The organism is Peribacillus sp. TH27, assembly GCF_016650915.1.
Lineage (GTDB): Bacteria > Bacillota > Bacilli > Bacillales > DSM-1321 > Peribacillus > Peribacillus butanolivorans.
Genome location: NZ_JAEKEV010000002.1, coordinates 957,161 through 979,828, shown reverse-complemented (window position 1 = coordinate 979,828; position 22,668 = coordinate 957,161). Strand labels below are relative to the sequence as shown.

Here is a 22,668-nt window from a genome sequence, read left to right as displayed (position 1 = left end):
ATAAAATGATACTAATGAAAATAAATGACAGGTTATTTTCTTGATAGCCTTGATATGAAAAGGGTTGAATTACAAAGAAAAAGGAGCGGATGGAGAAATGAATAGAGATGCGGTCATTGTTTCAGCAGTACGAACAGCAATTGGGAAACAAGGAGGCGAACTAGCGTCAGTTCCCGCCCACGTATTTGGTGCTGAGGTGATAAAAGAAGCTTTAATACGAGCGAATGTAAATCCTGAAATGGTCGATGATGTTATTTTGGGGAATGTTTTAAGCGGCGGTGGAAACATCGCCAGGTTAACCGCGCTGCAAACAGGCTTTTCTATTCAGCTGCCGGGCCTGACTATTGACCGTCAGTGCGGATCAGGAATTAATGCTGTCAATCTAGCTGCTCAGGCAATCTGGGCTGGTGATGGAGAAGTTTATATCGCAGGTGGAGTTGAAAGTATGAGCAGGGCGCCTTACTTGATGGATCGTCCAGAAAGAATATATAGTTCAATGCCCCCGAAGTTCAGAAAATCACAGTTGTCTCCAAAAGATATCGGTGATCCGCCAATGGGAATAACCGCTGAAAACTTAGCTGAAAAATATGAGGTCAGCAGAGAAGAACAAGATGAATTCGCTTTCCAAAGCCAGAAAAAAATGGCCAGAGCAATGGAAGAGGGCCGTTTTAATGAGCAAATTGTTCCAGTGAGCATTCCAGTTAGAAAGGGAGAGCCTATCGAATTCAAATTTGATGAACATCCACGACCTCATATAACTAAAGAAGGGCTAGCAAAATTATCTCCAGCGTTTTTAGAAGGTGGATCCGTGACAGCTGGCAATAGTTCAGGGTTAAATGATGCCGCATCTGCCCTGGTCATAATGTCGAGGGAGAAAGCAGAAAAATTGGGGACTAAGCCGTTAGCAACAATTAGAGCACATGCTGTTGCAGGTGTAGATCCAAACATTATGGGAATCGGACCTGTTCCCGCTATAAGAAAGGTAATGGAAAAGTCAGGACTTTCGTTAAATGATATGGACATTATTGAAATTAATGAGGCCTTTGCAGCTCAAGTGATTGCTTGTAACCGGGAGCTTGATATGAATCCTGCAAAAGTGAATGTGAATGGCGGGGCCATCGCTCACGGACATCCACTTGGTGCTACAGGTGCAATCCTAATTACGAAAGCGGCCTATGAATTGAAGCGATCTGGCGGAAGATATGCTCTTATTACAGCTTGCATTGGAGGTGGGCAGGGAATTGCTACGATTATTGAAAGTGATTGATGATTTTTTGCTTATCACTATCCAGGAAAAATTCGTATAAAATGTGATTGTTTCGATCTTAATCTTAGTAGTCAGTTAAGTGAGCAAACCTAAGGAGGAGCATGAATTATGACGATTACTTTAAATAAAGAAATGCTGCAAATGAAGAATATGATTCGTAATTTTGTTGAAAAGGAAGTAGAGCCTTACATACAACAAATTGAAGAAGAAGATGCCATCCCGCAGCATTTAGTTGAAAAATCCAAAGAACTCGGTTTATTCGGGATAAGCATTCCTGAACAATACGGTGGAATTGGCTTAAATGCGGTAGAAAAGGCTACCGTTTTAGAGCAGTTAGGAAGAACACATAATGGTTTTGTTTCATTAATTAGTGCTCACACCGGGATTGGAAGCACAGGTCTAGTTAAGCTTGCATCCGAACATTTGAAAAATAAATATTTGCCTGAAATGGCAGCTGGTAACAAAATTGCCGCCTTTGCTCTATCTGAACCCGGAGCAGGATCGGATGCAACAAATTTGGCAACAAGCGCAGTGAAAAAGGGAGATTATTGGGTTATGAACGGAACGAAGCATTTCATCACTAATGGGCCGATTGCTGATGTCTATACGGTATTTGCCTTAACCGATAAAGAAAAGGGTGCAAAAGGCGGAATTACTGCATTTTTAATAGAAAGAGATTTTCCTGGCTTAACTGTCGGTAAAAAAGACAAGAAAATGGGATTAAGAGGATCGTATACATCCCAAGTTATTTTCGAAGATTGTATTATTCCTGAAGAAAACGTAATTGGTGAAGTTGGAATGGGGTATATGTCAGCACTTAAAATCTTAGGTGAAGGGCGTGTCGGTCTGGCAGCAAGAGCGGTTGGATCATGCGGTAAATTAATTGAATTATCTGCTAAATATGCGAAAGAGCGTATTCAATTCGGCAAACCAATTGCAGACAACCAGGCAATTCAATGGATGCTTGCAGACATGGCAACGGAAACAGAAGCGGCAAGAGCGTTAACGATGATGGCGGCGCAAAAGATTGATGAAGGGAAAAAGGTGATTAAGGAAGCATCAATGGCAAAACTATTTGCTTCTGACGTTTTTAATCGAGTAGCGGATAAGGCTGTTCAAATTCACGGGGGTATGGGGTATATGGCGGAATATCCAGTTGAGCGTTTTTATCGGGATGCCCGCATTACGAAGATTTATGAAGGAACAAATGAAATTCAACGTTTAATTATCGCTAGGAATATATTGGAAGTGTACTAAGCGTCTTCTGTCTCGGAAACCATGGACTTAAGCATTAAAGAGTAAGGAGTTAGGGGTTCTGCTAAAACGGTAAAAGTATATTACTGAAGCCAATGAGAAATACGGATGATGCGTAGTGGCAGATAAACCTGTACATATGCACATTAAAATTTCAAGGGGGAGAATGAAATGGGAGAAGATATTGTAATCGTGAGCGCTGTCCGAACACCAATTGGACGATACGGAGGTGCGTTTAAAGAAATTAGTTCGGGTCATTTGGCGAGTATTGCCATCAAAGAAGCGATCAAACGGGCAAATATAGAGGCTGAACAGGTCGATGAAGTTATCTTGGGAGAGGTTAGACAAACGACCGAATCGTCCAATGTCGCGAGAGTGGCAGCACTTCGTTCAGGAATCCCTGATTCTGCACCCGCTTTTACAGTGAATCGATTATGTGCATCAGGAATGCAGGCCATCACTTCAGCTGCACAGCAAATAAGGTCTGGTCAAGCTAATATAGTCGTTGCAGGCGGCACGGAAAATATGAGCCGTTCACCAATTTATTTAAGAAGTGCTCGTTTTGGTGGAGACCGGACTAAACTTGTAGATTCAAATACTGAAGCTGGACAGCAACCTCAAGAAATTTACGGAGAAAACTTAGGAATGGGGATCACAGCTGAAAATGTCGCAATACGATACAAGGTCTCTAGGGAAGAACAAGATGCTTTTTCGGTTGGAAGCCAACGAAGAGCGGCTAAAGCGATGGATGAAGGAAAGTTTAAGGATGAGATAGTTCCTGTCCAGGTTATTGATAGGAAGAGTACGATTACAATTGAAAAAGATGAATATCCTCGCCCTGACACCACTAGGGAAAAACTTGCAAACTTAAAGCCGGCATTCAAAGAAAATGGAACGGTTACCGCTGGAAATGCATGTGGTCGAAATGACGGAGCTTCGGCATTGGTATTAATGAAGGCGAGTGAGGCTACACGGTTAGAATTAAAACCAATTGCAAAGATTGTAGACTGGGCGACTGCGGGGGTTTCTCCTGAAGTGATGGGAATCGGTCCGGTGCCAGCCGTTGGGAAACTATTGGAACGCACCGGGAAAAAAGTAGAAGAAATTGGCCTTTTCGAATTAAATGAAGCGTTTGCCTCACAGGCATTGGCAGTGATTCGGGAGTTAGGCCTTGATGAAAACAAGGTCAATGTTAATGGAGGCGCTATAGCACTCGGACATCCAGTTGGATCAACGGGTGCCCGTATCGTGACAACATTAATACATGAAATGATTCGCAGGCAAGAAAGATATGGAATTGCTACCCTTTGTGTAGGCGGCGGCCAAGGAATGGCCATTTTGATCGAAACGATTTAAAGAATGTCCATTAAAGGAGTAGAAACTCATTATGTTTTTTCTCCTTTCGGTACATAAGTTAGAAGGATGTAATAGCAAGGGAACTAGAGAGGAGAAGTGACATTTTGCCTGTTAAAGTGGAGGATATTCGCAACCTATTCGAAAGTAGTTCATTCTTTTCACATATAGGGTTTGAAATCGTTCGATTTGAAGAAGGGAATGTTCTTTTAAAGCTTAATATCGAAGAACATTTACTCAATGTAAATGGAACACTGCACGGAGGTATTCATGCTACCATGCTGGATACTATTCTTGGAATGGTGACTCGTACTGTGACTAAATCTAAAGTTGTGACGACAAGCTTAACCGTCCATTATCTAGCCAGTATGTCATCAGGAGAATTATTTGCGGAAGCAAAAGTCCTTCAACAAGGGTACAAAATTGCCTTTACAGAGGGAGAAATTAAAGATTCCAAAGGCAATATTATTGCAAAAGGCACTGGGGTATTTAAACTAATTCGTGATAAATGAAAATGGGTTGTCCAATTGTCAACGAAATTCAGGTTAAAGTGATAGTCAAGAATCACTAATAAAGGTTTAATAAAGAAGAGCCAAAGAATGGATTGGTTCTTACATAATTTGCAGAGTTCTACTTTTATTTGTAGAAAAAGTAATAGGAGTGAGGGAATTGATTAGAACTTGGCATGAATTTTATCCGAAAGAGACTCCTTTAGAAATCGAGATCCCATTATTGTCATTATACGATTTATTAGAAAATTCGGCTCAACAATACCCAACTAATAAAGCAGTTATAGATGGTGAGAAGGAACTAACTTATTTGGAATTGAAGAATGCATCAGATCGTTTTGCTGCGGATTTATACAATAGAGGGTTTCAAAAGAACAATCGTATAGCACTCATGCTACCAAATTGTCTAGAATATATTATCGCCTATTATGCAATTCATCGTTTGGGTGGTGTGGTTGTTCAGGTAAATCCCTTGTATCAGCCAAATGAATTAGATTATATTTTACGGGATTCCGAAGCCACATGGTTTATTGGGCATGATAAACAAAAGAAAAAGTTAGAGCAAATCGGTTTGACTGACGAGTTTATGATTATTTCAGCTAATAATATGTTGGAAAACAGCCTTTATTCTTGGAGCGCGGCAGGAAATAAGGATCTTCCTGAAATGGATATTAATCCTAAAGAAGATCTAGCTGTTCTTCAATATTCTGGAGGAACAACAGGGAAGTCTAAAGGGGTCATGCTCACACATTTTAACTTAATCTCCAATGTCCATCAAGACTTTACATTTACGGCAAATGCCCTTCAACTCAAAAGACCTGGTGAGCGTATGCTTGGATTGACACCATTATTTCATGTTTTTGGTAATGGCCGTTTGAATAGTTCTGTTTATGCAGGATCGACTTATATCACTTTAGAAAAGTTTGAATTAAACAAGGTGGTAGATTTAATTCGGAAACACCGGCCAACCATTTTCCCAGGCGTTCCGACTATGTATATCGCTTTACTAAATCATCCAGATTTGACTGCTGACGATTTAAGTTGCTTTAAATACTGTAGCTGCGGTTCAGCTCCTCTCCCGATAGAAGTCATTAATCAATTTGAAGAAAAATTGGGTATTTCGATATCTGAAGGATTCGGTATGTCGGAAACTTCACCTACCACTCATCGGAATCCTGTGATAGGTCAAAGAAAGCCAGGAAGTATTGGAATCCCGTATCCTAATACCGATGCTAAAATTGTGGATATCGAAACAGGGATACATGAATTGCCAACTGGTCAGGTTGGTGAACTGATCATTAAAGGCCCGCAGGTGACGAAGGGTTATTGGAAAAATCTTGAGGAAACTGCAACGGCTTTGCGGGACGGTTGGTTATATACTGGAGACATCGCGAGGATGGATGAAGAAGGATATTTCTATATTGTAGGCAGAAAGAAGGATATGATAATTGCTAGCGGCTACAATATTTACCCAATTGAAGTGGAAGATATCATCTATCAGCACCCGAGCGTAGAGGAAGCATGTGTTTTTGGAGTACCAGATAAATATCGAGGGGAAACAGTCAAAGCGGCTATTGTTCTAAAGAAAGGGATGTGTGTAACGGAGCAGGAAATCATGGATTTCTGCTATAAACGTTTGGCCAGATATAAGGTGCCGCGTAGATTTGAGTTCAGGGAACAATTGCCGAAATCTACCGTAGGGAAAATATTGCGGCGAATATTATTGGAAGAAGAAATGGAGAAGCAAACTACAATAACTAAAGGTGAAAGGTAAGCGTACTTGTTATTAAAAAACTTTGGGTCTGTAATAAGTGATTCAGAGCTTACTATTCATATAAACATCAAGAAAGTACCCTAAATAAGGGGAATTTAAAAAAGGTTAACCTTTTTTAGGGTTTTCTATCGTTTTTCTACCAATCTATTTTCCTTTTAGAGAAATCGTAAACGAAGTCCCCTTAACTAATAATTCATGAGAAACACCATCTGCTATATCATCTGTAGTAAATGAAAAGGAAGTGAGCTCATCAATGTTTTCTTCTGAATCAATTAATAAACTAATTATGCCTTTTCTTGTTTCCCCTGGTTGGTAATCTGAGCGACTGACTTTTTTTGTCCCAATTAAAGTATCCCCGGAGTGGATGAAATTTTTAGACGGCACATTATATGTAAGTTCATTATTAAATGTAACATTTTCCATGCTGAAAAATTGGAGCTCTTTGGAGTCTTTATTTTTCACAGAATACGTTATTTCAAGATAAGAAACCTCTTCGCCTATATCCGTTTTAGACCACGCAACCTGTTGATCGATTTCCTCCATGCTTAAATTTTCTTTATAGTATATTGAATAAGCTTCTTCAAAACTTAATCCCGTATAGGACTTGAGCTCTTCTTTTGCCTCTTCTTCGAGGGAAGATAATTGAATCCTGCGGATATCCTTGATTGTGATGACCATAGGTGCTAATTCAAACGACTCATTTATTGACTTTGATTCTAGTAAAGTGAAAGTTCCCCAATTTTTTTGATGGACCTTATCGCCAACTTTATCGAGATGGGTCCCACCATATTCCTGCACCTCAGGAATATTGACTTCCTTAGCTTCTATATTTTTCCGTTTTTCCGATTTATTTTGGTTGTCAAAATAATAGAAGGTTAATACGCTTACTAAAATAAGTATAAATCCTGCAATTGTTGATATGACCCATCTTTTATGGATATCTCATCCCTCCTTGTCTTAAACCCTTGATGTAACAAACTATAATATATCATTTTTTCGCCAATGGTGGGATTAAGCACCTGAAAGTGACAGGTTAGTTTAATATGAGTTTATATTATGTGTTAAAATTTGGATAGTGAAAAAGTCACAGAATAATTAAGGAGGGTTGTCTATGTAAGGGTTGGATGTATTTTCCTTTTTAATCTGATGAATTGAGTTTAGCAGGAGACGCTACATCCTTCTACTTGTTTCTTATAATTTTAGGATTGAGCATAATCAATTCATTTATTTTTTTAAAAATAAAACAGTAACGCTAATGTGAGATAGATAATGAGAGAATTACATAGTAATAATAAAGAGTTTTTTTCTTAAAGTAACGGGTGCTTTACTTCAATAAGGGAGTTGCTTTGGTATCTTTTTTCCTATGGAAATAACGCACCCGTTTGATCAATAAGGTTAAAATAAAGTAAATTGAATTTGGGTAAAATAATCTCTTTCTACTTTGTACTTTTGTTTAGGTAAATCCCATGAGGTCTTTCACATGATGTGCATTTTCTTTAGACGTCAGCATTTCCAGCAATAGAAATGCCACATCAAAAGCGGTACCTGGATTTGAAGATGTAATAATATTGTCGTCAAGAACAATTCTCTCATTTTGTATGTTTGTGCAGAAATGCTTTAACTGCTCTTTTCTTTTGCTCGTTGGATGATCGTAGGTTGTAGCTTTTCTATCAATGAGAATGCCACTTTTACCAAGTGCTAACGATGCAACACAAATGCTAGCAATAGGTTTTTGTCCAGCGTGAAAATGCCGGATAACATTTAAAAATGACTCATTGAATGCGTCTTCATAAAAGCCGGCCTCTTCAAATCCACCAGGAATAGCCAGTGCATCGAAATCATCTAATTGAATGTCATCAACTGTTTTTTCGGGTACGACGGTGAAATTCCATGTGCAAGTTAACTTGTCCCTAAGACCGACTGTCACAACCTCAGTCGAACCGTCCCCTTCCCATTTATTCCAACCAAGCACATCTGTAAATACGCTAGCCTCCACAGCTTCAAAGCCATCAGCTAATAACAATAATATTTTTTTCATCCTATATCTCCTCCGATGTCTTTATTATATGAGCATACAGAGTTATATTACATAAGTTCAAAAAGGATATTCGTTTATTTTCATTTAAATAATAAAGAATTTAGTTTATTCTATTTAATAAAAAAAGGTGAGGGGAAATATGGATCAAGTAGATAAAAAAATAGTGAGGGAATTGCAATTAAATGCCAAAATTTCTATGAAGGAATTAGCAGAAGTCGTTCATTTATCTTCTCCGGCAGTTACAGAGCGTGTTCGAAAGCTAGAAGAGCAGCAAATTATTGAAGGTTATCATGCACATGTCGCATTGAAAAAAATGAATCGACCAATGTGTGCTATTATATTGTTCGAGTCGAAGGAATGTAAAGCATTAGCGAACTTTTGTCATAACCATCCGGATGTACTTGAGTGTTATCGAGTAGCAGGAGAAATTAGCTATATTATCAAAATAGCAACACATTCTGTCGAGAGTTTAGAACAATTTATCGATGCGTCAATGCAATATGGTACACCTTCAACAAACATTGTGTTATCTTCCCATAAAAAAAAGATAATTGATCCTTTTTTAGCGGAAGAACAATAGTTTGAGCTATGTTGTCATGAGTAAAGAATATATTGAACAAAGCAATTATTTTTAATATGGACAGACGATTATTCAAACAAGTTTAATTAAAGAACAAGCATTGGAAGGGACAAATAAAAGGTCACTTATTCAAAATGTATCTATATTCTAATGGAGATTTCATGTGAAGGAACCATTAAGATAGTTTCTCATTATACCTAGGATTTTGAGGACTAATATTTGAAAGTAAGCCTATAAAGGGTGGTGGAATATTATTTGAAAAATCGAATGGTAATAATTATTTTCCGAACAAGTAAAGAATCCTAATACTTCGTAAGCGTAAATCTTCAACTAAAGAGGTATTGATTGGGCTACCCAATATAATAATCGCATCGGTTAGTTATTTTTTAATGCGATAAAAGGAAAAAAGAGTTATATGCGCTTCCTCCATTACAAGTTAGGCAGGTGGTTTCTGAATAAGGGGAATTGCCGTTAATTCTTGCATGGCACGTTCCGCCAAACTTTTAAACATATCTGCTTCTTCATTATATATCTGACATAGCGGCTATACCTCCCGCATTTTACTCAGATGGAGAGTATAACCTGTTTTTTGAAATTCGTATTGGTATGTTGGTAGATTATTCTTTCATTTTAGTTTCCTTTCTAAAACGTAGTTGTCTTTTATAAAAAAAGAAAACGCTTTCAATTGATGCTGATTTTTTGTATAGTTGAATTAGGAGGTGCTTTATGGAGGAAGAAAAAAGTTCTCTTTACGATAGACTACCTTTAGATTTATTGGCCGGATTCTTTTATGAAATAAATAAGAACATAGAAAAAGGAATCTTATCTAATGCTATGTATCATGAAATTAGATTGATTGAACAATCAGCCTTAAAAAGAGGTATCTCACTTGAATATTCACATGATAAGGCTTATTAATAAAGTATAAAATTTTAACTCCTAGCATGTATTATGCTAGGAGTTAATTTTATTTTTGAACATTAATGTATAGTACAGTCAGAGTGAAATCAGGAAAAGGCGGATTTGCCTTGATAATGCTTGTATCGAATCTTGCTTTTCGCATCTCAAAACAGAGACAGCGCATTTTTCTTCATATCAAACAGAAGAAGATCTCGTGAAAGCCATTGGGGAATACAGCTGGTTTTACCACCACGAACGTTTCTAGGGAAAATTACACGTTTTTGAACACATTTTCTAAAAGTGGATGTTCCAAAAGTATAACTTTTGGGGCATCTCTTTTTATTATAGTTAGGTTCTCTAAAGATTATCAAATAAGGGTTGTGAAGACTTTTACAAGTTGTTATTGACAATGATAATCATTCTCTTTATATTATTGATTATCATTCATAATTTCATACTACTTTTGGAAAGAAGGCATTTCTATGAAAACACGTAGAATCATCGCAAAAATTCATTTATGGCTTAGTATGCTAGCAGGAGTTTTTATAGTACTGATTGGCTTAACAGGAAGTTTGCTTGTCTTTGAACCTGAACTAAACAGCATGCTGCATCCTAATTTGTATAAGGTAACAGAAGGAAAAAAAGTTACGTACCAGCAAGCCTTGCAGGTTGTATCAGAATCACATCCAAAAGGTCAAATTGACCGTGTATACACTCCAAGTGAACCTAACGCTCGAGGAGTTTACCTATTCCGCCTTAAAGAAGGAGAAGAACAAAAAAACATATTTGTCGATCCAGGAACAGGATACATAAACGGAACATTAGGGGATAAAGCATTATTTAATCTAATAGCGGAGTTTCACGAACAGCTGCTGTTAAAAGATTTCAATGGTGAGAAAATCATCGGTACGATTGGAATTATTTTCCTTTTTATTACATTATCAGGATTATATTTATGGTGGCCGGGGATTAAAAAATGGGCACGTGGGTTTATTTTAAGACGTAATGCTAACCCTTATGTACGGCAATATGATCTACATAAAGTCATTGGTGGAGTTTCCATTCCGTTTTTATTGGTTGTTTCGTTAACAGGAGCACTTTTTGTGTATGATGAAATGATTTTTGGTTGGTTTGGTGCAAAAGCAAAGGTCATGCCTCCAGAAGAGCAGCTTATCTCAAAAGACCTTCCCACTGGAAAGCTTCCACTTGATGAATTGATAAGTAGGGCTGAAAAAGCAGTACCTCAGGGAACACTTATGCAAGTTAGAATGCCTGATAAGGTGGAAAGAGGAACTCCAGAAGGCGCAGTGGAATTTCGTCTCAGCGGTTCATTCGATCCAGGGAATGGAAATGTAAAAGTATGGTTAGATCAGTATAGCGGGAAAGTAGTGGGCAAGCTAGATCCACGTGTTAATAGTGGGCTTATGTATCAAACATGGCACCTTCCATTACATACCGGTAGTTTTGGTGGCTTATTTACTAAAATTTTGTATGCTATCGGTGGTCTTACTCCATCTATACTGATGTTCACTGGTGTCTATATGTGGTGGTATAAGAAAAAGAACAAGAACAAACGGAAACAGAAAATCGACTCGAGAGCCGTAGCATAAACTCACGGCGATTTGAAAGCCCTTGTTATCTTATCGCTTATATCCCTGTCAAGTAAATTGTAAGAAAAATTATTTACTCAAAACGGGAGAGTTCAAAGATGTCGCTTAATTAAAAAAAGATTGATGGATGATAGGTTTGTGAACAGTTTGATTGGATTCTTTTCAATTTTAGATCATGCCTTTTATAGTAAAGTCGTTTGTAAAGGTACATTTTTACAGGAAAAGCCCTTATTTGAAGAAAAAAGGGCTTTTTCGTATTTTGTTCGTTTAAGAGTGTTTATGTAAACTAGCTTTCTATTTTTGCTTTTTTTAGAACTAAAAGGGTAGGTTAAGAAAAAAGTGATCCTTAGAAGATGTCGTAATTGACTCAAGGAGTATGTAAAACAGCCAAAAAAGAGGATATTTCCCGGCATTAAACATCAAAGGGTGCTATTCATTTGTAATTTGGAGTTAGCTAATTAAGTTAGATCTACTTTATCAGTGATATCGTTGGTTGCTTAAGCATCTGCTTGCTGTTGAAATTGATCATGTAGAATAGCTTTTGTTTCAGCACGAAAGTTTTTTTCTTTTGATATGAGGATCGAGGTGTGTTCGAATTCTAGTTTTAATTCTTAACACTATCTTTAGTTGTTATCGCTGGAAGACTATTGTCCAATGCTTATACTTGGGCAATGCACTTTGAAAATCGTTCAGTTTTAGCCAACTAATAAACCAATATGGTACTTTATTACAGATAAGAGGGATGGCTAACGTCAGAAAACTGACTCTCAAAGTTTCTAGGAAGTAGTTTTTACACCAGCCTTTTTATGACCTTCTTCTAAAGTCGTACACGTCCTCAAAAAAGCTAACTCTTTTAGCTTTCCTTGTCTTGTTCAAGTCCGCTCCTCACTTATTAACTCCATAAGATCCGGTCCTAAAAATTGTCGCTCCCGAACATCTAACTCTTTTTGTTCTCCTTTTTGAACACTCAATTATTGCGAATAATGAATTTATTGTATTTTCAATATTTACAGTTAATATTTGAAATGGTAGTATAGCAATATCTATTAAGAGTTATCGAATTATAGGGTTTTTTTAGATAAATCATTTTTTTATAATAATGAAAGTTTATCTAACTAAAATATTATTATTATAGTAAGAATATTTTGTATATATTTTTCTTTAGGGGATGATGATGATGAGTATCAAAAATCTTTCAAATTCATTAAAGCCAGCTGAAATAGTAGAGCAAACATCTGGAATATTTGAAGAAGCTGTGAGATTAAGAAGAATGATCCATGAAAATCCTGAGCTTGGATTTGAAGAGCATAAAACGGCTGAAATTATTGCGAATTATTTAAAAGGGCTTGGAATTGAAGTGACAACGGGAGTAGCTAAGACAGGTGTTGTTGGTATTCTTCGTGGAGAGAAAGAGGGTCCTGTGCTTGCTTTACGAGCGGATATTGATGCTTTACCTATTCAGGAGAAAACAGATGTAAGCTACATATCTAAAAATCCTGGGGTTATGCATGCTTGCGGACATGATATGCATACTGCAATGTTACTATCTGCCGCTAATATTTTATCTCAAAATAAGCATAATATTTCGGGTACGATAAAATTCATTTTTCAACCTGCTGAAGAGATGAAGGGCGGTGGAATAATGATGGTTGAGGAAGGTGTATTAAATAACCCTCCCGTTGACCATGCTTTTGCTTTTCATGTTTGGCCTGAGTTAGAAACTGGAATATACGGTTTTAGAAATGGTGCGATTATGGCAAGTATGGATTCTTTTGATGTTATTTTAAAAGGTAAACAAGGTCACGGGGCAGCACCTCATCAAGGAGTAGATGCTATTGTGGGCGCTGCTCATGTTGTAACAGCTCTACAAACAATTGTTAGCAGAGAAACAGATCCAGTAGATTCTGTTGTTATTACAATCGGAACAATCGAAGCGGGAGATGGCTATAATATCATTCCTGAAAAAGCTAGTTTTAAAGGAACTGTACGAACACTTAATGCGAACACTCGTAAGGAAGTTGCTGAAAGTATTCAACGAATTATCGAGGGAGTAGCTTCCGCTCTAAAATTAGAAGTTGAAATAAACTATAACTTTACAGTGGGGTATCCTGTTACAATGAATGATCCAAAATTTAATGAACATACTGCTTCTATTGCTACTGAATTATTTGGAGAAAACTCAGTGCAGTGGTTGAGTAAACCAAGTATGGCAAGTGAAGATTTTGCTTTCTATCTAGAAAAAGTTCCGGGTACATTTGTATTCTTAGGAGTAGGAGAAAATCCAGAGGATCCTATGAAGCTACATAGTGACGTATTTTTACCAGATGAAAAAGCGATGATCCAAGGGATTTCTCTTATCGTTGGACTAGCATTAAATACTACTGAAAAAATTCAATAAGTTAAAAAATAATAAGCAATAATAGTGTTGCTTTTCCCTTTTAGAATCAGCACTATTTGTAGAAAAGGAGTGTAAAAAAAGTGCAAGAAAATTCTCTGCGTAATTGGAAAATTCATTTATTTGTTTTGATATTAGTCTGTGTTACAGAATTTATCGGCGTAAAAACGTTTAACATCGGGATTGGAGCTATTGCATTATTTCCAATGTTGTATGCATTAATTATCGGAGCGGTTATTAGTTTACCTTCTTTAAAAATTTTAAAAATGAAAGAAATGAATGTAGCCGCCAATATTTTAGGAATTTCATTCATGCTTTTTGTAGCCAAATTGGGAATGTTAATGGGGCCATCATTGCCGAAGATATTTGATGCGGGGATTTCTTTAGGATTACAAGAAGTGGGGCACTTTGCAGGGACAATCCTATTAGGTTTACCAATTGCTTTACTTCTTGGAATGAAAAGAGAAGCAGTCGGTGCTACTTTTTCAATTGATAGAGAACCTAACTTAGCTATTATTGCTGAAAAATATGGCTCTGATTCACCAGAAGGACGGGGAGCACTTGGAGTATATGTTTGTGGTACTTTGTTTGGGGCTTTATATCTGTCAGTGTTAGCAAGTTTTTTGGCTCAAACTGGTTGGTTTCACCCAATTTCACTAGCCATGGGTGCCGGTGTAGGTTCAGGTAGTATGATGGCTGCCATGTCTGGAGCATTAGCCGTTATATTCCCAGAATCCGCAAAGGATATCGCAGTTTTTGCTGGTGCTGCTAACTTAATTACAACAATTTTAGGAACGTATATTTGTGTATTCTTTTCTCTTCCTTTTACAAACTATTTATACAACAAATTTGAACCTATTTTAGGGCGAAAGTCAAAAAAAGATCAAATGAAAAATATTGGAGCATAGGACATAAAGGGGAGATTTTATATGAAAGATAAAATATTGACTTTTATTATTATTGGAATAATAGCCATTATGGGAAATTGGGTTGGATATAATGTTTCACCTATTGACGCATTACCAGGTATGATGATCATTGTTGCTGTTACGATATTAGGGTTCTTTTTCGCAAAAATCATCCCTATTAAACTACCAATTGTTGTTTGGGTTTCAATGATAGCATTATTGATTACAACGCCGATTTTTCCAGGAAACGCATCAATCATAAAAGTAACGGAACAAGTTAATTTTATGGCCTTGGCAACACCTATTTTGGCGTATGCCGGCCTATCTTTCGGGAAAGATTTGAAAGAGTTTAAAAAATTAGGATGGCGTATAGTTGTTATTTCACTAGTTGTATATACAGGAACATTTTTACTGTCAACTCTTGTTGCAGAAATTGGTTTTAGATTAACTGGTAAATTTCATTAAGTATTCGTGATTGTGCTGATCCGTATTTGACTTAAAACCAAGGAAACGAAAAATCGAAAGAGTTTATGGCGACTTTTTAACGTATATTGAAGGTGTCTTCGCTGTATGAGATGTCAAAAGAGCAGCACAGTTTTACCTTAACTTTAATAAAATGCCCGATTCTAATGTGATGGAATCGGGTATTTTTTATGCAAAGGAAGTAATAATTTCTCCAACAAGAACTGATGTATTAGCTTCCTGCGTTTGGTATCTAATTCCCAATGGATGTGATATATGAATAGCAGAATATCATTCGCAATATAATCTTTTAAACATCAATGTAGACAGAGGTTTGCGACTGTTTAGTTATGTATTTTCCTAAGAATATTTCATATTATTAAAGAAAAAACCCTCTACAAAATAAAAGCAAAGAATCAACTGCAGAAATTAAAAAGGGGACTGGGAAAATGGAGAGTAAATCTTCGTTAAAAGAACATTTGTGTCAATTGGAGGAGACTTTGTTAAAACCTGAAATCCGTACATCTCCTGAAGAACTTTCAAAATTGTTGAAAGATGATTTTTTTGAGTTCGGAAGTTCAGGTAACGTATGGTATAAAAGGGATTGCTTTGGAGACGAGGGGATTGGCGTTGGAACAATGACATTAAGTAATTTTGAAATACATCAATTGTCTGAGGATACAGTGTTAACTACCTATCGAATTTATAATGAAATAAAAATGGAACATGCATTACGAAGTTCAATCTGGAAATATAGAAATGGTAGATGGCAAATGTTTTTTCATCAAGGTACAAAAACAAAATCACCCCTTTAATCTTATTCAACTAAACGGCGCAATTGTTCAAAAAAGAGCTGTGAGGATCACTCTATTTCTAATGCAAAATAAACGGGCAGGAAAGCTGAATTAATGGAAACTTCCCCCTTTTTAATTCATATAAAAAGTAATAAGAAATAAAGTTGTCCTTGGGAGGTCTGAGGGCGGATTACGGATTACGGATTATTGGTATAGCTCTTTTACTTGTGTCGTACTTAGTAGCTGTGAAAAAACAAACATGGTTTTTAGCTGGATTTAATGAAAAAATGATTAAAAACAAGTCTTTGTTAGGCACAATAATAGGTGGAGTTTTTTTTCTACCCTTAGGATTGTTAGTAGTCATCAATAGTTTTATTGACTATCCTTATGAAGTAAAGGTTCTTATAATTGCTATGTTGGTTTTATTAACAATTGTGTACGTATTTATCAATAGAAGATTACTTCATTAATTCAACTAATGGTGATTTACGTCCTTACCAGGAGCTGTTTGGCAGCTCCTTTTTTATGGAACTTAAGAGACAAGTTGGCATTAAAACAATATTTTGTGTTCTTGCAGTTAAAGAACGTTGATTAATGGTTTAATTAAGTAATGATTGAACCAGTTAAAGAATAGATAATAGTTTCATTGTTTTTTTTACGATTTGCTCTATTAAAACTTGAGAGGAGGGAAATTCAATGGAAAGAGAATTTCCTATAATTGAAACAAGAAGATTAATCTTACGAGAAGTAATAATAGAGGATGCTAAAGATATGTTTAAATATCTATCCGATAAAGATGTTGTGAAACCTATGGGGTTAGTACCTTGCCAAACAGTAGAGGACGTATGGGATGAAATTAGGTGGTACAAATCTATATACGAAGAAGGTACAGGAATTAGATGGGGAATTACACTAAAAAATTCTGGTAAGGTAATAGGAAGTTGTGGTTTTCTTAATATGCTTACCAAACATTATCGAGCTGAAGTTGGATATGAATTAAGCAAAGATTACTGGGGAAAAGGGATAGCTAGTGAAGCATTGGAAGCCGTTGTTAAGTATGGTTATCGCCACTTTCAGTTAGAAAGAATTGAGGCTCTAATTGAACCTGCTAATCTCCCATCACAAAAACTAGTAGAAAAGCAAGGCTTTAGAAGAGAGGGCTTGCTGAGACATTATGAATTTACATGTGGTAAATTCGATGATTTATATATGTACTCAATCATAAAAGAAGATCTCACTCTTATTTAAAATAGGCTATGTTAATGAGTCATGTTGTTTTTATTTTTAAACAAAGACCTTCGTAATTGAAGGTCTCCTAAAATGTGTAACGTATTCAACTACTTCTTCTTATAGACCCAGATAAAATAATATACTGCAAGTGAAGTTAATCCAACATTCGTATATATGAAAAATATTCCACCATACCATATATTTTTTTCAGCAAGTGGGTCGAAAATATAATGTAAAAAATGATATATTGCCACATACAATATGCAAACATACCAGAATACTTGCTCTTTTCCTGAATTGAATTTTTTACCAAGTTGAAGAATAACAACCCAAAGCACGAGTATTAATGATATGCCAATTAAATTGAAAGGGTAAGTTACAAAATAAAAAATGTATGCACTATAATAAAACGCAATAATGGACAACAAAAGCATTAATAGTGATTTTCTGGATTCTTTTCGTGTAATAAAAATATATAGACCGACTAAAATACCAACACAAGAATAAATGTAGTGAAATAAATTTTCCATTTCAAAACCTCAAATTTAGCAACAAATTTTTATTTTTTTCGATAAATAACGACATTCTTATACTATTATAGGTTAAACTGCTCGGAAATAAAGAACTTTCAACAATCATTTTACTCACTGTTTCGTTATCTCTACGATGTTTAACAACATCTAAAAAATGAAACCAACTCAAATAATTGTCGAGGTATTTTGTAGCCACGCCATTTAATCGTTGCATCCAACCTTTTAATCGGCTGTGATAATTGTTTACATTTTGGATATGATAAAGTCCTTTAACTAGTTCTGTTCCGTCTTTGGTTTGAAATAAATCAATTGTAAAACTTCACCTAAGTTGGAAGCCTCCTTTTTTTCCTATATGTTTAATTATTATACAGAACTAATGTTCGTGAAGCGATTTTGTCCAATAAGGTAGACTCTCTAAAATGATTATTTGCACCCAATTGGTTGAACTTCTTGAACTATAGGGGCAGAATTAGTTTAAGAGGGTTAATGAGGACGCTTATGATAAAATTATTAATAAAATAATAATGCAAGGAGTTTTGTAAGTGCTTAAAAATAGAAAAATAATAGTAACAGGTGCGGCTTCTGGAATCGGAAAAGAAATTGTCAAGCAATGCTTATATGAAGGTGCTTCAGTAATAGCGTGTGATATTAATGAAGAATCTCTATATGATTTAAAACGGTCAATGGATGACCGAAATGTTTTACATACATATCAGTTAGATGTAAGTAAATATGAAGAGGTCGCAAATTTTTTTGAATATGTTGAAACAGAACATTCCAACGTAAATGGTTTAGTTAATAATGCAGGAATTTATTTGGCAAAAAATATAGTGGACTATCAAGTTGATGAAATTGATAAAGTCCTAGATATAAATGTAAAGGGATTCATTTATTTCTCGCAAATGTTTGGGAAGAAATTGTTACAAACTCAACGCAAAGGAGTGGTCGTGAATATGTCGTCAGTTTCAGGCATAGAAGGCAGTTCAGATGCGGTTTATGGGTTATCAAAAGCTGGCATACTAGGATTAACTAAAAGTTGTGCAATGAATTTTTCGCCATATATCCGAGTTAATGCTGTTGCTCCTACTATGGTTAACACTCCAATGATGGGATCTATACCTGATTGGAGAAAAGAGGAGTATTTAAAGCACGGACTCATCAATACACCTGTTATGCCTGAAGATGTTGCTGATACTGTTGTCTTCTTATTATCTGATAAATCCAAGCATTATACAGGTGCAACATTTGATATTAATAATGGAGGATATTTAAGGTAGCTTTAGCCCTTATTAAACATTCGAGCAAATTTTGTTAAACCTGCAGGAAGTTATAAGAAGAAGCGAAATTATTTAGCGGCCAATACCAGGGTATATTCGTAATTTATGGGATAACTATTAGACTAGTTAAGAACAGCAGGTGTACATAGACAAAAAATAAAGGATTGTATTTACTTAACTCCCAAATTCCTTGGTTCAATACTGTTCCCGAACAATAAAGTTGTTTAAAAAACAATGAAGTTATTTGAAAATTTCGTGTATTTAATCCGTGCACTTATCCTCAAATGACAATAAAGTTTTTCAAGGTTTGTTGTGACATTCTTGTAACATAGATTTACTACAATATGTTGTGAGGTGATCATATGAGGAATGAAAGTAAGATAAAAGTATCAAAGAAGATTTATAGAAGTGTGATGTTTTTGATTTGTATATTCGTTCTATTTGTTTCAGGGTGCAGTGCGTGGGAAGAGAAAGATGAAAAAGATGTAAAAGGAATTACAAAAATTGCTTTTTGGGATGAGCAGAGAAAAGGAACAAATTTTATGAATTCCACATCTTTACCGGGTAATTATGAAGCAGCTAAAGAATTTAACATTGAATACATTCGTTTAGCTCCGGATAAATGGGCGAAGGATAGAGACTTTTTATTTAATGATCAGGCTGATGCTAATCCTAATAAGGATTTTTTAATAGGGAATGCCGATCAATATGAAGGTATCGTTGAAGAGGATTTTACTAAGTTGAAAGCGGACTTGGATGCGGCTTACGAGCGTGGGTCAAAAGTTGTGCTGACGGCTGAGTCTACCGGGCAATCGATGGAGACAGTTTAACGATTATAAAAATGATGATCGCATCTGGCAGGATTTCAGTTACCATGAACAATCAGCTCAGTTTTGGAGGGACCTTGCGAATAGGTTGAAAGATCATCCAGCTATTATTGGTTATAATCTTATCAATGAACCGCATCCTGAAACGGCTACAGGGTTTAATGATTTTTGGACAGAGGACTATCATGCATGGTACAGCAAAGTTGAAAACACAGCTGCGGATTTAAATAAGTTATATGAAACGATTGTGCAATCTATTCGAACAGTAGATTCTGAAACGCCAATCATATTAAATTCAGGTCTGTATTCGACTCCTTGGGCATTTCAATATTTGAAACCAATGAAAGACGATAAAGTGTTATATGCTTTCCATATGTACGAGCCTTACGAAATGACCAGAGTACCCTGGCAAAGTAAAAGTTGGTGAAGAACAGACAGAAAAAATGTTCAATAAAGAAGCACTGCAACAATTTTTAGAACCTATTGAAAAGTGGGCGGAAGAACATAATATACCGGCTAATCGCATCATTGCAGAAGAATTCGGCATTAATCGGATGGTAAAAGGATCGGATCAATATTTATCAGACTTAATTTCCATTTTTGATGAGTATGGCTGGCATTGGGCTTTCTATGCTTTCCGTGAAGATACGTGGGAAGGCATGGATTATGAATTAGGTGATCAGCCGCCAAAGTGGAAATACTGGGAGGCATTAGAGAATGGTAAAAGACCGAACCGAGAAGACATACAGGTAGATAATCAGATTTGGAATACATTAAAGCAAGAACTTAAGAAGTAATAGGCATCATAATGAAATAGTAGGTGAAACCTATAAAATGGTTTTCACCTTTTTGTTTTGAATGAAATAAAGTGGATTTGTGAGGAGAAAGGAGATAAGCGGCTTGAACATTTTAATTGCCGATGATGAGAAGCAAATGACATTCATCTTAAAGACATATTTTGAGAAAGAGGGATTCACTGTTTTTGCCGCCAATGATGGAGAAGAAGCGCTCGACCTTTTTTTCTCCGAGAAAGTCGATCTTGCGGTGTTGGATTGGATGATGCCGAAGATAAGCGGCATAGAGGTTTGTCAAGAAATCAAGAAAACAAGTTTGGCAAAGGTTGTTATGCTAACAGCGAGGTCTTCCAACGATGATGAATTCAGTGCTTTGGATATTGGAGCGGATGAATATCTCAGAAAACCATTCGATCCCCGTATTTTGATTCTTAGAGTCAAGAAAATATTACGCATGGAGAAGTTGATCGAAATAAGGAATTTAAAGATAGATTTACAAAGGCAGAAAGTCTTTAGAGAGGGGGAAGAATTGACTCTTTATAAAAAAGAGTTTGATTTACTGCGATACTTATACGAAAACAAAGGACAGGTTTTGTCTAGGGAAGTTTTGTTACCGTCAGTCTGGGGCATGGATTATGTCGGCGAAGAAAGGACGGTTGATACTCACATCAATAGGTTGCGTGACAAAATTGGAGCGGAGCATATTATCACCCACAGAGGAACAGGATATAGTTTTTATGATAAAAATGAATAAAATAAGCAAGAAACTATTAATGATGGTAAGCATCATTATGTTGTTAGTCTTCGGTATATCTTATTTATTGAATAATTATTTCTCGTCTGATTATTACTTGTATAAAATGAAACAAAGGCTCACCTCCATTTATTTTGAAGTGCAGAACTTGAGTATAGAAGAATTAGTAGAAGCAGAACAAAGCATTGAGAACAATAATAACGTTACAATTGTTATGGTTGAGAATCATGGTAGCACGGAAGAGATCAATGATAATGTTCAATTTGCTTTGTTTAAGGATAAAATCGTACTGAATAAATTTTGGATTACAGATGAGACTTTACAAAAAGTAGCTAAAGGGCAAACGGTCAAACTGTTATTCAATCAAGGGAAACTGAAGTCCAGCTTATTAACAGTATTATATGAGCAGGAGAATCAGTTGATCTTGCTAGGAACAGTGGTTGTGCATAATACGGATGCTTTACAAATTGTAAATCAATTGAATTTATATTCCATTCTACTAGGCATTATCATTAGTTTATTGTTGGTCGCATATTTCTCTCAAAAAATTATTACACCATTAGAGAAATTAAAGAGTGTAGCGAAGGACATTTCCAATCTGAATTTTAAACAAGTCGAGATTAAATCAGGTGATGAAATTGAGGAATTGTCTTATAGCATTAATGAGATGAGTAATCGCTTGAAAAATGCCCATTCTGAGCTAGTAAAGAAAAACCAAAGCTTGAACACGTTGATATCTAGTATATCGCACGAAGTAAAAACACCGTTATCATTAATACAAGCCTATACGATTGGGATAAAAGATGGGTTAGATGATGGAACATATACGGATGTCATTCTGGAACAAGTAACATATACCTCTGAAATGGTCGATTATTTAATAAAACTGTCTAAAGTGCAAGCGATGAAAGTGAACAAATCAAAGTTTGATTTAAGAGAGCTTCTTCAAAAAGTTATAGCCCAATATAAAATTACTTTGCAGAACAATCATTTACATGTAAGGAGCAATCTTGATTCAATTGAGAATTTTAGTATTGAAGAAGATATGAGTCAAATGGAGATAGTATTTCATAATTTGATTAGCAACGCTATCAAGTACGGCGAAGAAGACTATTTCGAAATATTACTAACGAATGATAGAGATAACGAACTAAAATGTACAATCAAAAATAAGACAACCCGTGTACAGCAAGAGCATTTAACTCAAATTTGGGATTCTTTCTATGTGATAGAAGAATCGAGAAACAAAACATTCTCAGGAACTGGACTAGGCTTATCTATTGTGGCTACTATTTTAGATGAAAACGAATTGTCGTATGAAGTGAAGCTAGAGGATTCGTATATTAGTTTTAGTATATGGTTTCATTTGAATTTAGCTTGAAAGCATCACCTTTTTAGGGATGCTTTTT

Annotated in this window: 19 protein-coding genes and 2 pseudogenes; 18 read left to right on the top strand and 3 right to left on the bottom strand. The window is 35.9% G+C overall.

Annotation, left to right across the window (positions count from 1 at the left end; translation table 11 throughout):
• The first annotated feature begins 97 nt into the window (after window positions 1–97).
• The 5 genes from JFU24_RS06025 (at window position 98) to JFU24_RS06005 (ending at window position 6,157) form a co-directional block, all read left to right on the top strand.
• A complete protein-coding gene (locus tag JFU24_RS06025; RefSeq protein WP_201224925.1) occupies window positions 98–1,267 on the top strand; it encodes a thiolase family protein in 1,170 nt (389 codons plus the stop codon).
• Between the two features lie 108 nt (window positions 1,268–1,375).
• Window positions 1,376–2,524: an acyl-CoA dehydrogenase family protein gene (locus tag JFU24_RS06020; RefSeq protein WP_201249719.1), complete on the top strand. Its 1,149-nt coding sequence runs from the start codon at window positions 1,376–1,378 to the stop codon at window positions 2,522–2,524.
• A gap of 168 nt (window positions 2,525–2,692) precedes the next feature.
• Window positions 2,693–3,877 (top strand): thiolase family protein, encoded by a 1,185-nt coding sequence (locus tag JFU24_RS06015; protein WP_201224923.1) that lies wholly within the window; start codon window positions 2,693–2,695, stop codon window positions 3,875–3,877.
• Between the two features lie 104 nt (window positions 3,878–3,981).
• Entirely contained in the window at window positions 3,982–4,386 is a 405-nt protein-coding gene (locus JFU24_RS06010) for a PaaI family thioesterase (protein WP_098174792.1), read from the top strand.
• 148 nt (window positions 4,387–4,534) lie between these two features.
• A complete protein-coding gene (locus JFU24_RS06005) occupies window positions 4,535–6,157 on the top strand; it encodes a long-chain-fatty-acid--CoA ligase (protein WP_201181144.1) in 1,623 nt (540 codons plus the stop codon).
• Window positions 6,158–6,301: 144 nt separating this feature from the next.
• Here JFU24_RS06005 and JFU24_RS06000 read toward each other — a convergent pair whose 3' ends face one another.
• On the bottom strand, window positions 6,302–6,955 hold the full coding sequence (locus tag JFU24_RS06000; protein ID WP_201181142.1) for a hypothetical protein: 654 nt from the start codon (window positions 6,953–6,955) through the stop codon (window positions 6,302–6,304).
• Between the two features lie 655 nt (window positions 6,956–7,610).
• Window positions 7,611–8,195 (bottom strand): DJ-1/PfpI family protein, encoded by a 585-nt coding sequence (locus JFU24_RS05995; protein WP_201181141.1) that lies wholly within the window; start codon window positions 8,193–8,195, stop codon window positions 7,611–7,613.
• Between the two features lie 139 nt (window positions 8,196–8,334).
• Between JFU24_RS05995 and JFU24_RS05990 the strand changes: the two genes are divergently transcribed.
• The 9 genes from JFU24_RS05990 to JFU24_RS05950 all read left to right on the top strand — a co-directional run bounded on the left by JFU24_RS05990 (window position 8,335) and on the right by JFU24_RS05950 (window position 17,092).
• A complete protein-coding gene (locus tag JFU24_RS05990) occupies window positions 8,335–8,775 on the top strand; it encodes an Lrp/AsnC family transcriptional regulator (protein WP_201249718.1) in 441 nt (146 codons plus the stop codon).
• A gap of 726 nt (window positions 8,776–9,501) precedes the next feature.
• Complete coding sequence (locus tag JFU24_RS05985; protein ID WP_056523459.1) at window positions 9,502–9,693, top strand: hypothetical protein; 192 nt, start codon at window positions 9,502–9,504, stop codon at window positions 9,691–9,693.
• A gap of 464 nt (window positions 9,694–10,157) precedes the next feature.
• A complete protein-coding gene (locus JFU24_RS05980) occupies window positions 10,158–11,285 on the top strand; it encodes a PepSY-associated TM helix domain-containing protein (protein ID WP_201224921.1) in 1,128 nt (375 codons plus the stop codon).
• Between the two features lie 1,177 nt (window positions 11,286–12,462).
• Window positions 12,463–13,683 carry a M20 metallopeptidase family protein gene (locus JFU24_RS05975; RefSeq protein WP_201249717.1) on the top strand — a complete coding sequence of 407 codons (1,221 nt, stop codon included), beginning with the start codon at window positions 12,463–12,465 and terminating at the stop codon, window positions 13,681–13,683.
• An 80-nt stretch (window positions 13,684–13,763) separates the two neighbouring features.
• Window positions 13,764–14,588, top strand: coding sequence for a DUF3100 domain-containing protein (locus JFU24_RS05970; RefSeq protein ID WP_056523451.1), 825 nt, complete (start codon window positions 13,764–13,766; stop codon window positions 14,586–14,588).
• Window positions 14,589–14,609: 21 nt separating this feature from the next.
• Entirely contained in the window at window positions 14,610–15,053 is a 444-nt protein-coding gene (locus JFU24_RS05965) for a hypothetical protein (protein WP_201181137.1), read from the top strand.
• 446 nt (window positions 15,054–15,499) lie between these two features.
• Window positions 15,500–15,865 carry a nuclear transport factor 2 family protein gene (locus JFU24_RS05960; protein WP_201249716.1) on the top strand — a complete coding sequence of 122 codons (366 nt, stop codon included), beginning with the start codon at window positions 15,500–15,502 and terminating at the stop codon, window positions 15,863–15,865.
• Between the two features lie 143 nt (window positions 15,866–16,008).
• Window positions 16,009–16,314: a DUF3784 domain-containing protein gene (locus tag JFU24_RS05955; RefSeq protein WP_242485288.1), complete on the top strand. Its 306-nt coding sequence runs from the start codon at window positions 16,009–16,011 to the stop codon at window positions 16,312–16,314.
• A 226-nt stretch (window positions 16,315–16,540) separates the two neighbouring features.
• On the top strand, window positions 16,541–17,092 hold the full coding sequence (locus JFU24_RS05950) for a GNAT family N-acetyltransferase (RefSeq protein WP_201181130.1): 552 nt from the start codon (window positions 16,541–16,543) through the stop codon (window positions 17,090–17,092).
• Between the two features lie 513 nt (window positions 17,093–17,605).
• Here the strand turns inward: JFU24_RS05950 and JFU24_RS05945 are convergent.
• Window positions 17,606–17,896, bottom strand: a pseudogene (locus JFU24_RS05945) (hypothetical protein); the annotation flags it as partial.
• Window positions 17,897–18,149: 253 nt separating this feature from the next.
• Between JFU24_RS05945 and JFU24_RS05940 the strand changes: the two are divergent.
• The 4 genes and pseudogenes from JFU24_RS05940 to JFU24_RS05925 all read left to right on the top strand — a co-directional run bounded on the left by JFU24_RS05940 (window position 18,150) and on the right by JFU24_RS05925 (window position 22,640).
• A complete protein-coding gene (locus JFU24_RS05940) occupies window positions 18,150–18,884 on the top strand; it encodes an SDR family NAD(P)-dependent oxidoreductase (protein ID WP_201181129.1) in 735 nt (244 codons plus the stop codon).
• 362 nt (window positions 18,885–19,246) lie between these two features.
• Window positions 19,247–20,508, top strand: a pseudogene (locus tag JFU24_RS05935) (glycoside hydrolase family 5 protein).
• A gap of 103 nt (window positions 20,509–20,611) precedes the next feature.
• Window positions 20,612–21,259, top strand: a complete 648-nt coding sequence (locus JFU24_RS05930) for a response regulator transcription factor (RefSeq protein ID WP_201181125.1) — start codon at window positions 20,612–20,614, stop codon at window positions 21,257–21,259.
• On the top strand, window positions 21,243–22,640 hold the full coding sequence (locus JFU24_RS05925; RefSeq protein WP_201224915.1) for a sensor histidine kinase: 1,398 nt from the start codon (window positions 21,243–21,245) through the stop codon (window positions 22,638–22,640). Before JFU24_RS05930 ends, JFU24_RS05925 begins: the two co-directional genes overlap by 17 nt.
• The last annotated feature ends 28 nt before the right edge of the window (window positions 22,641–22,668 follow it).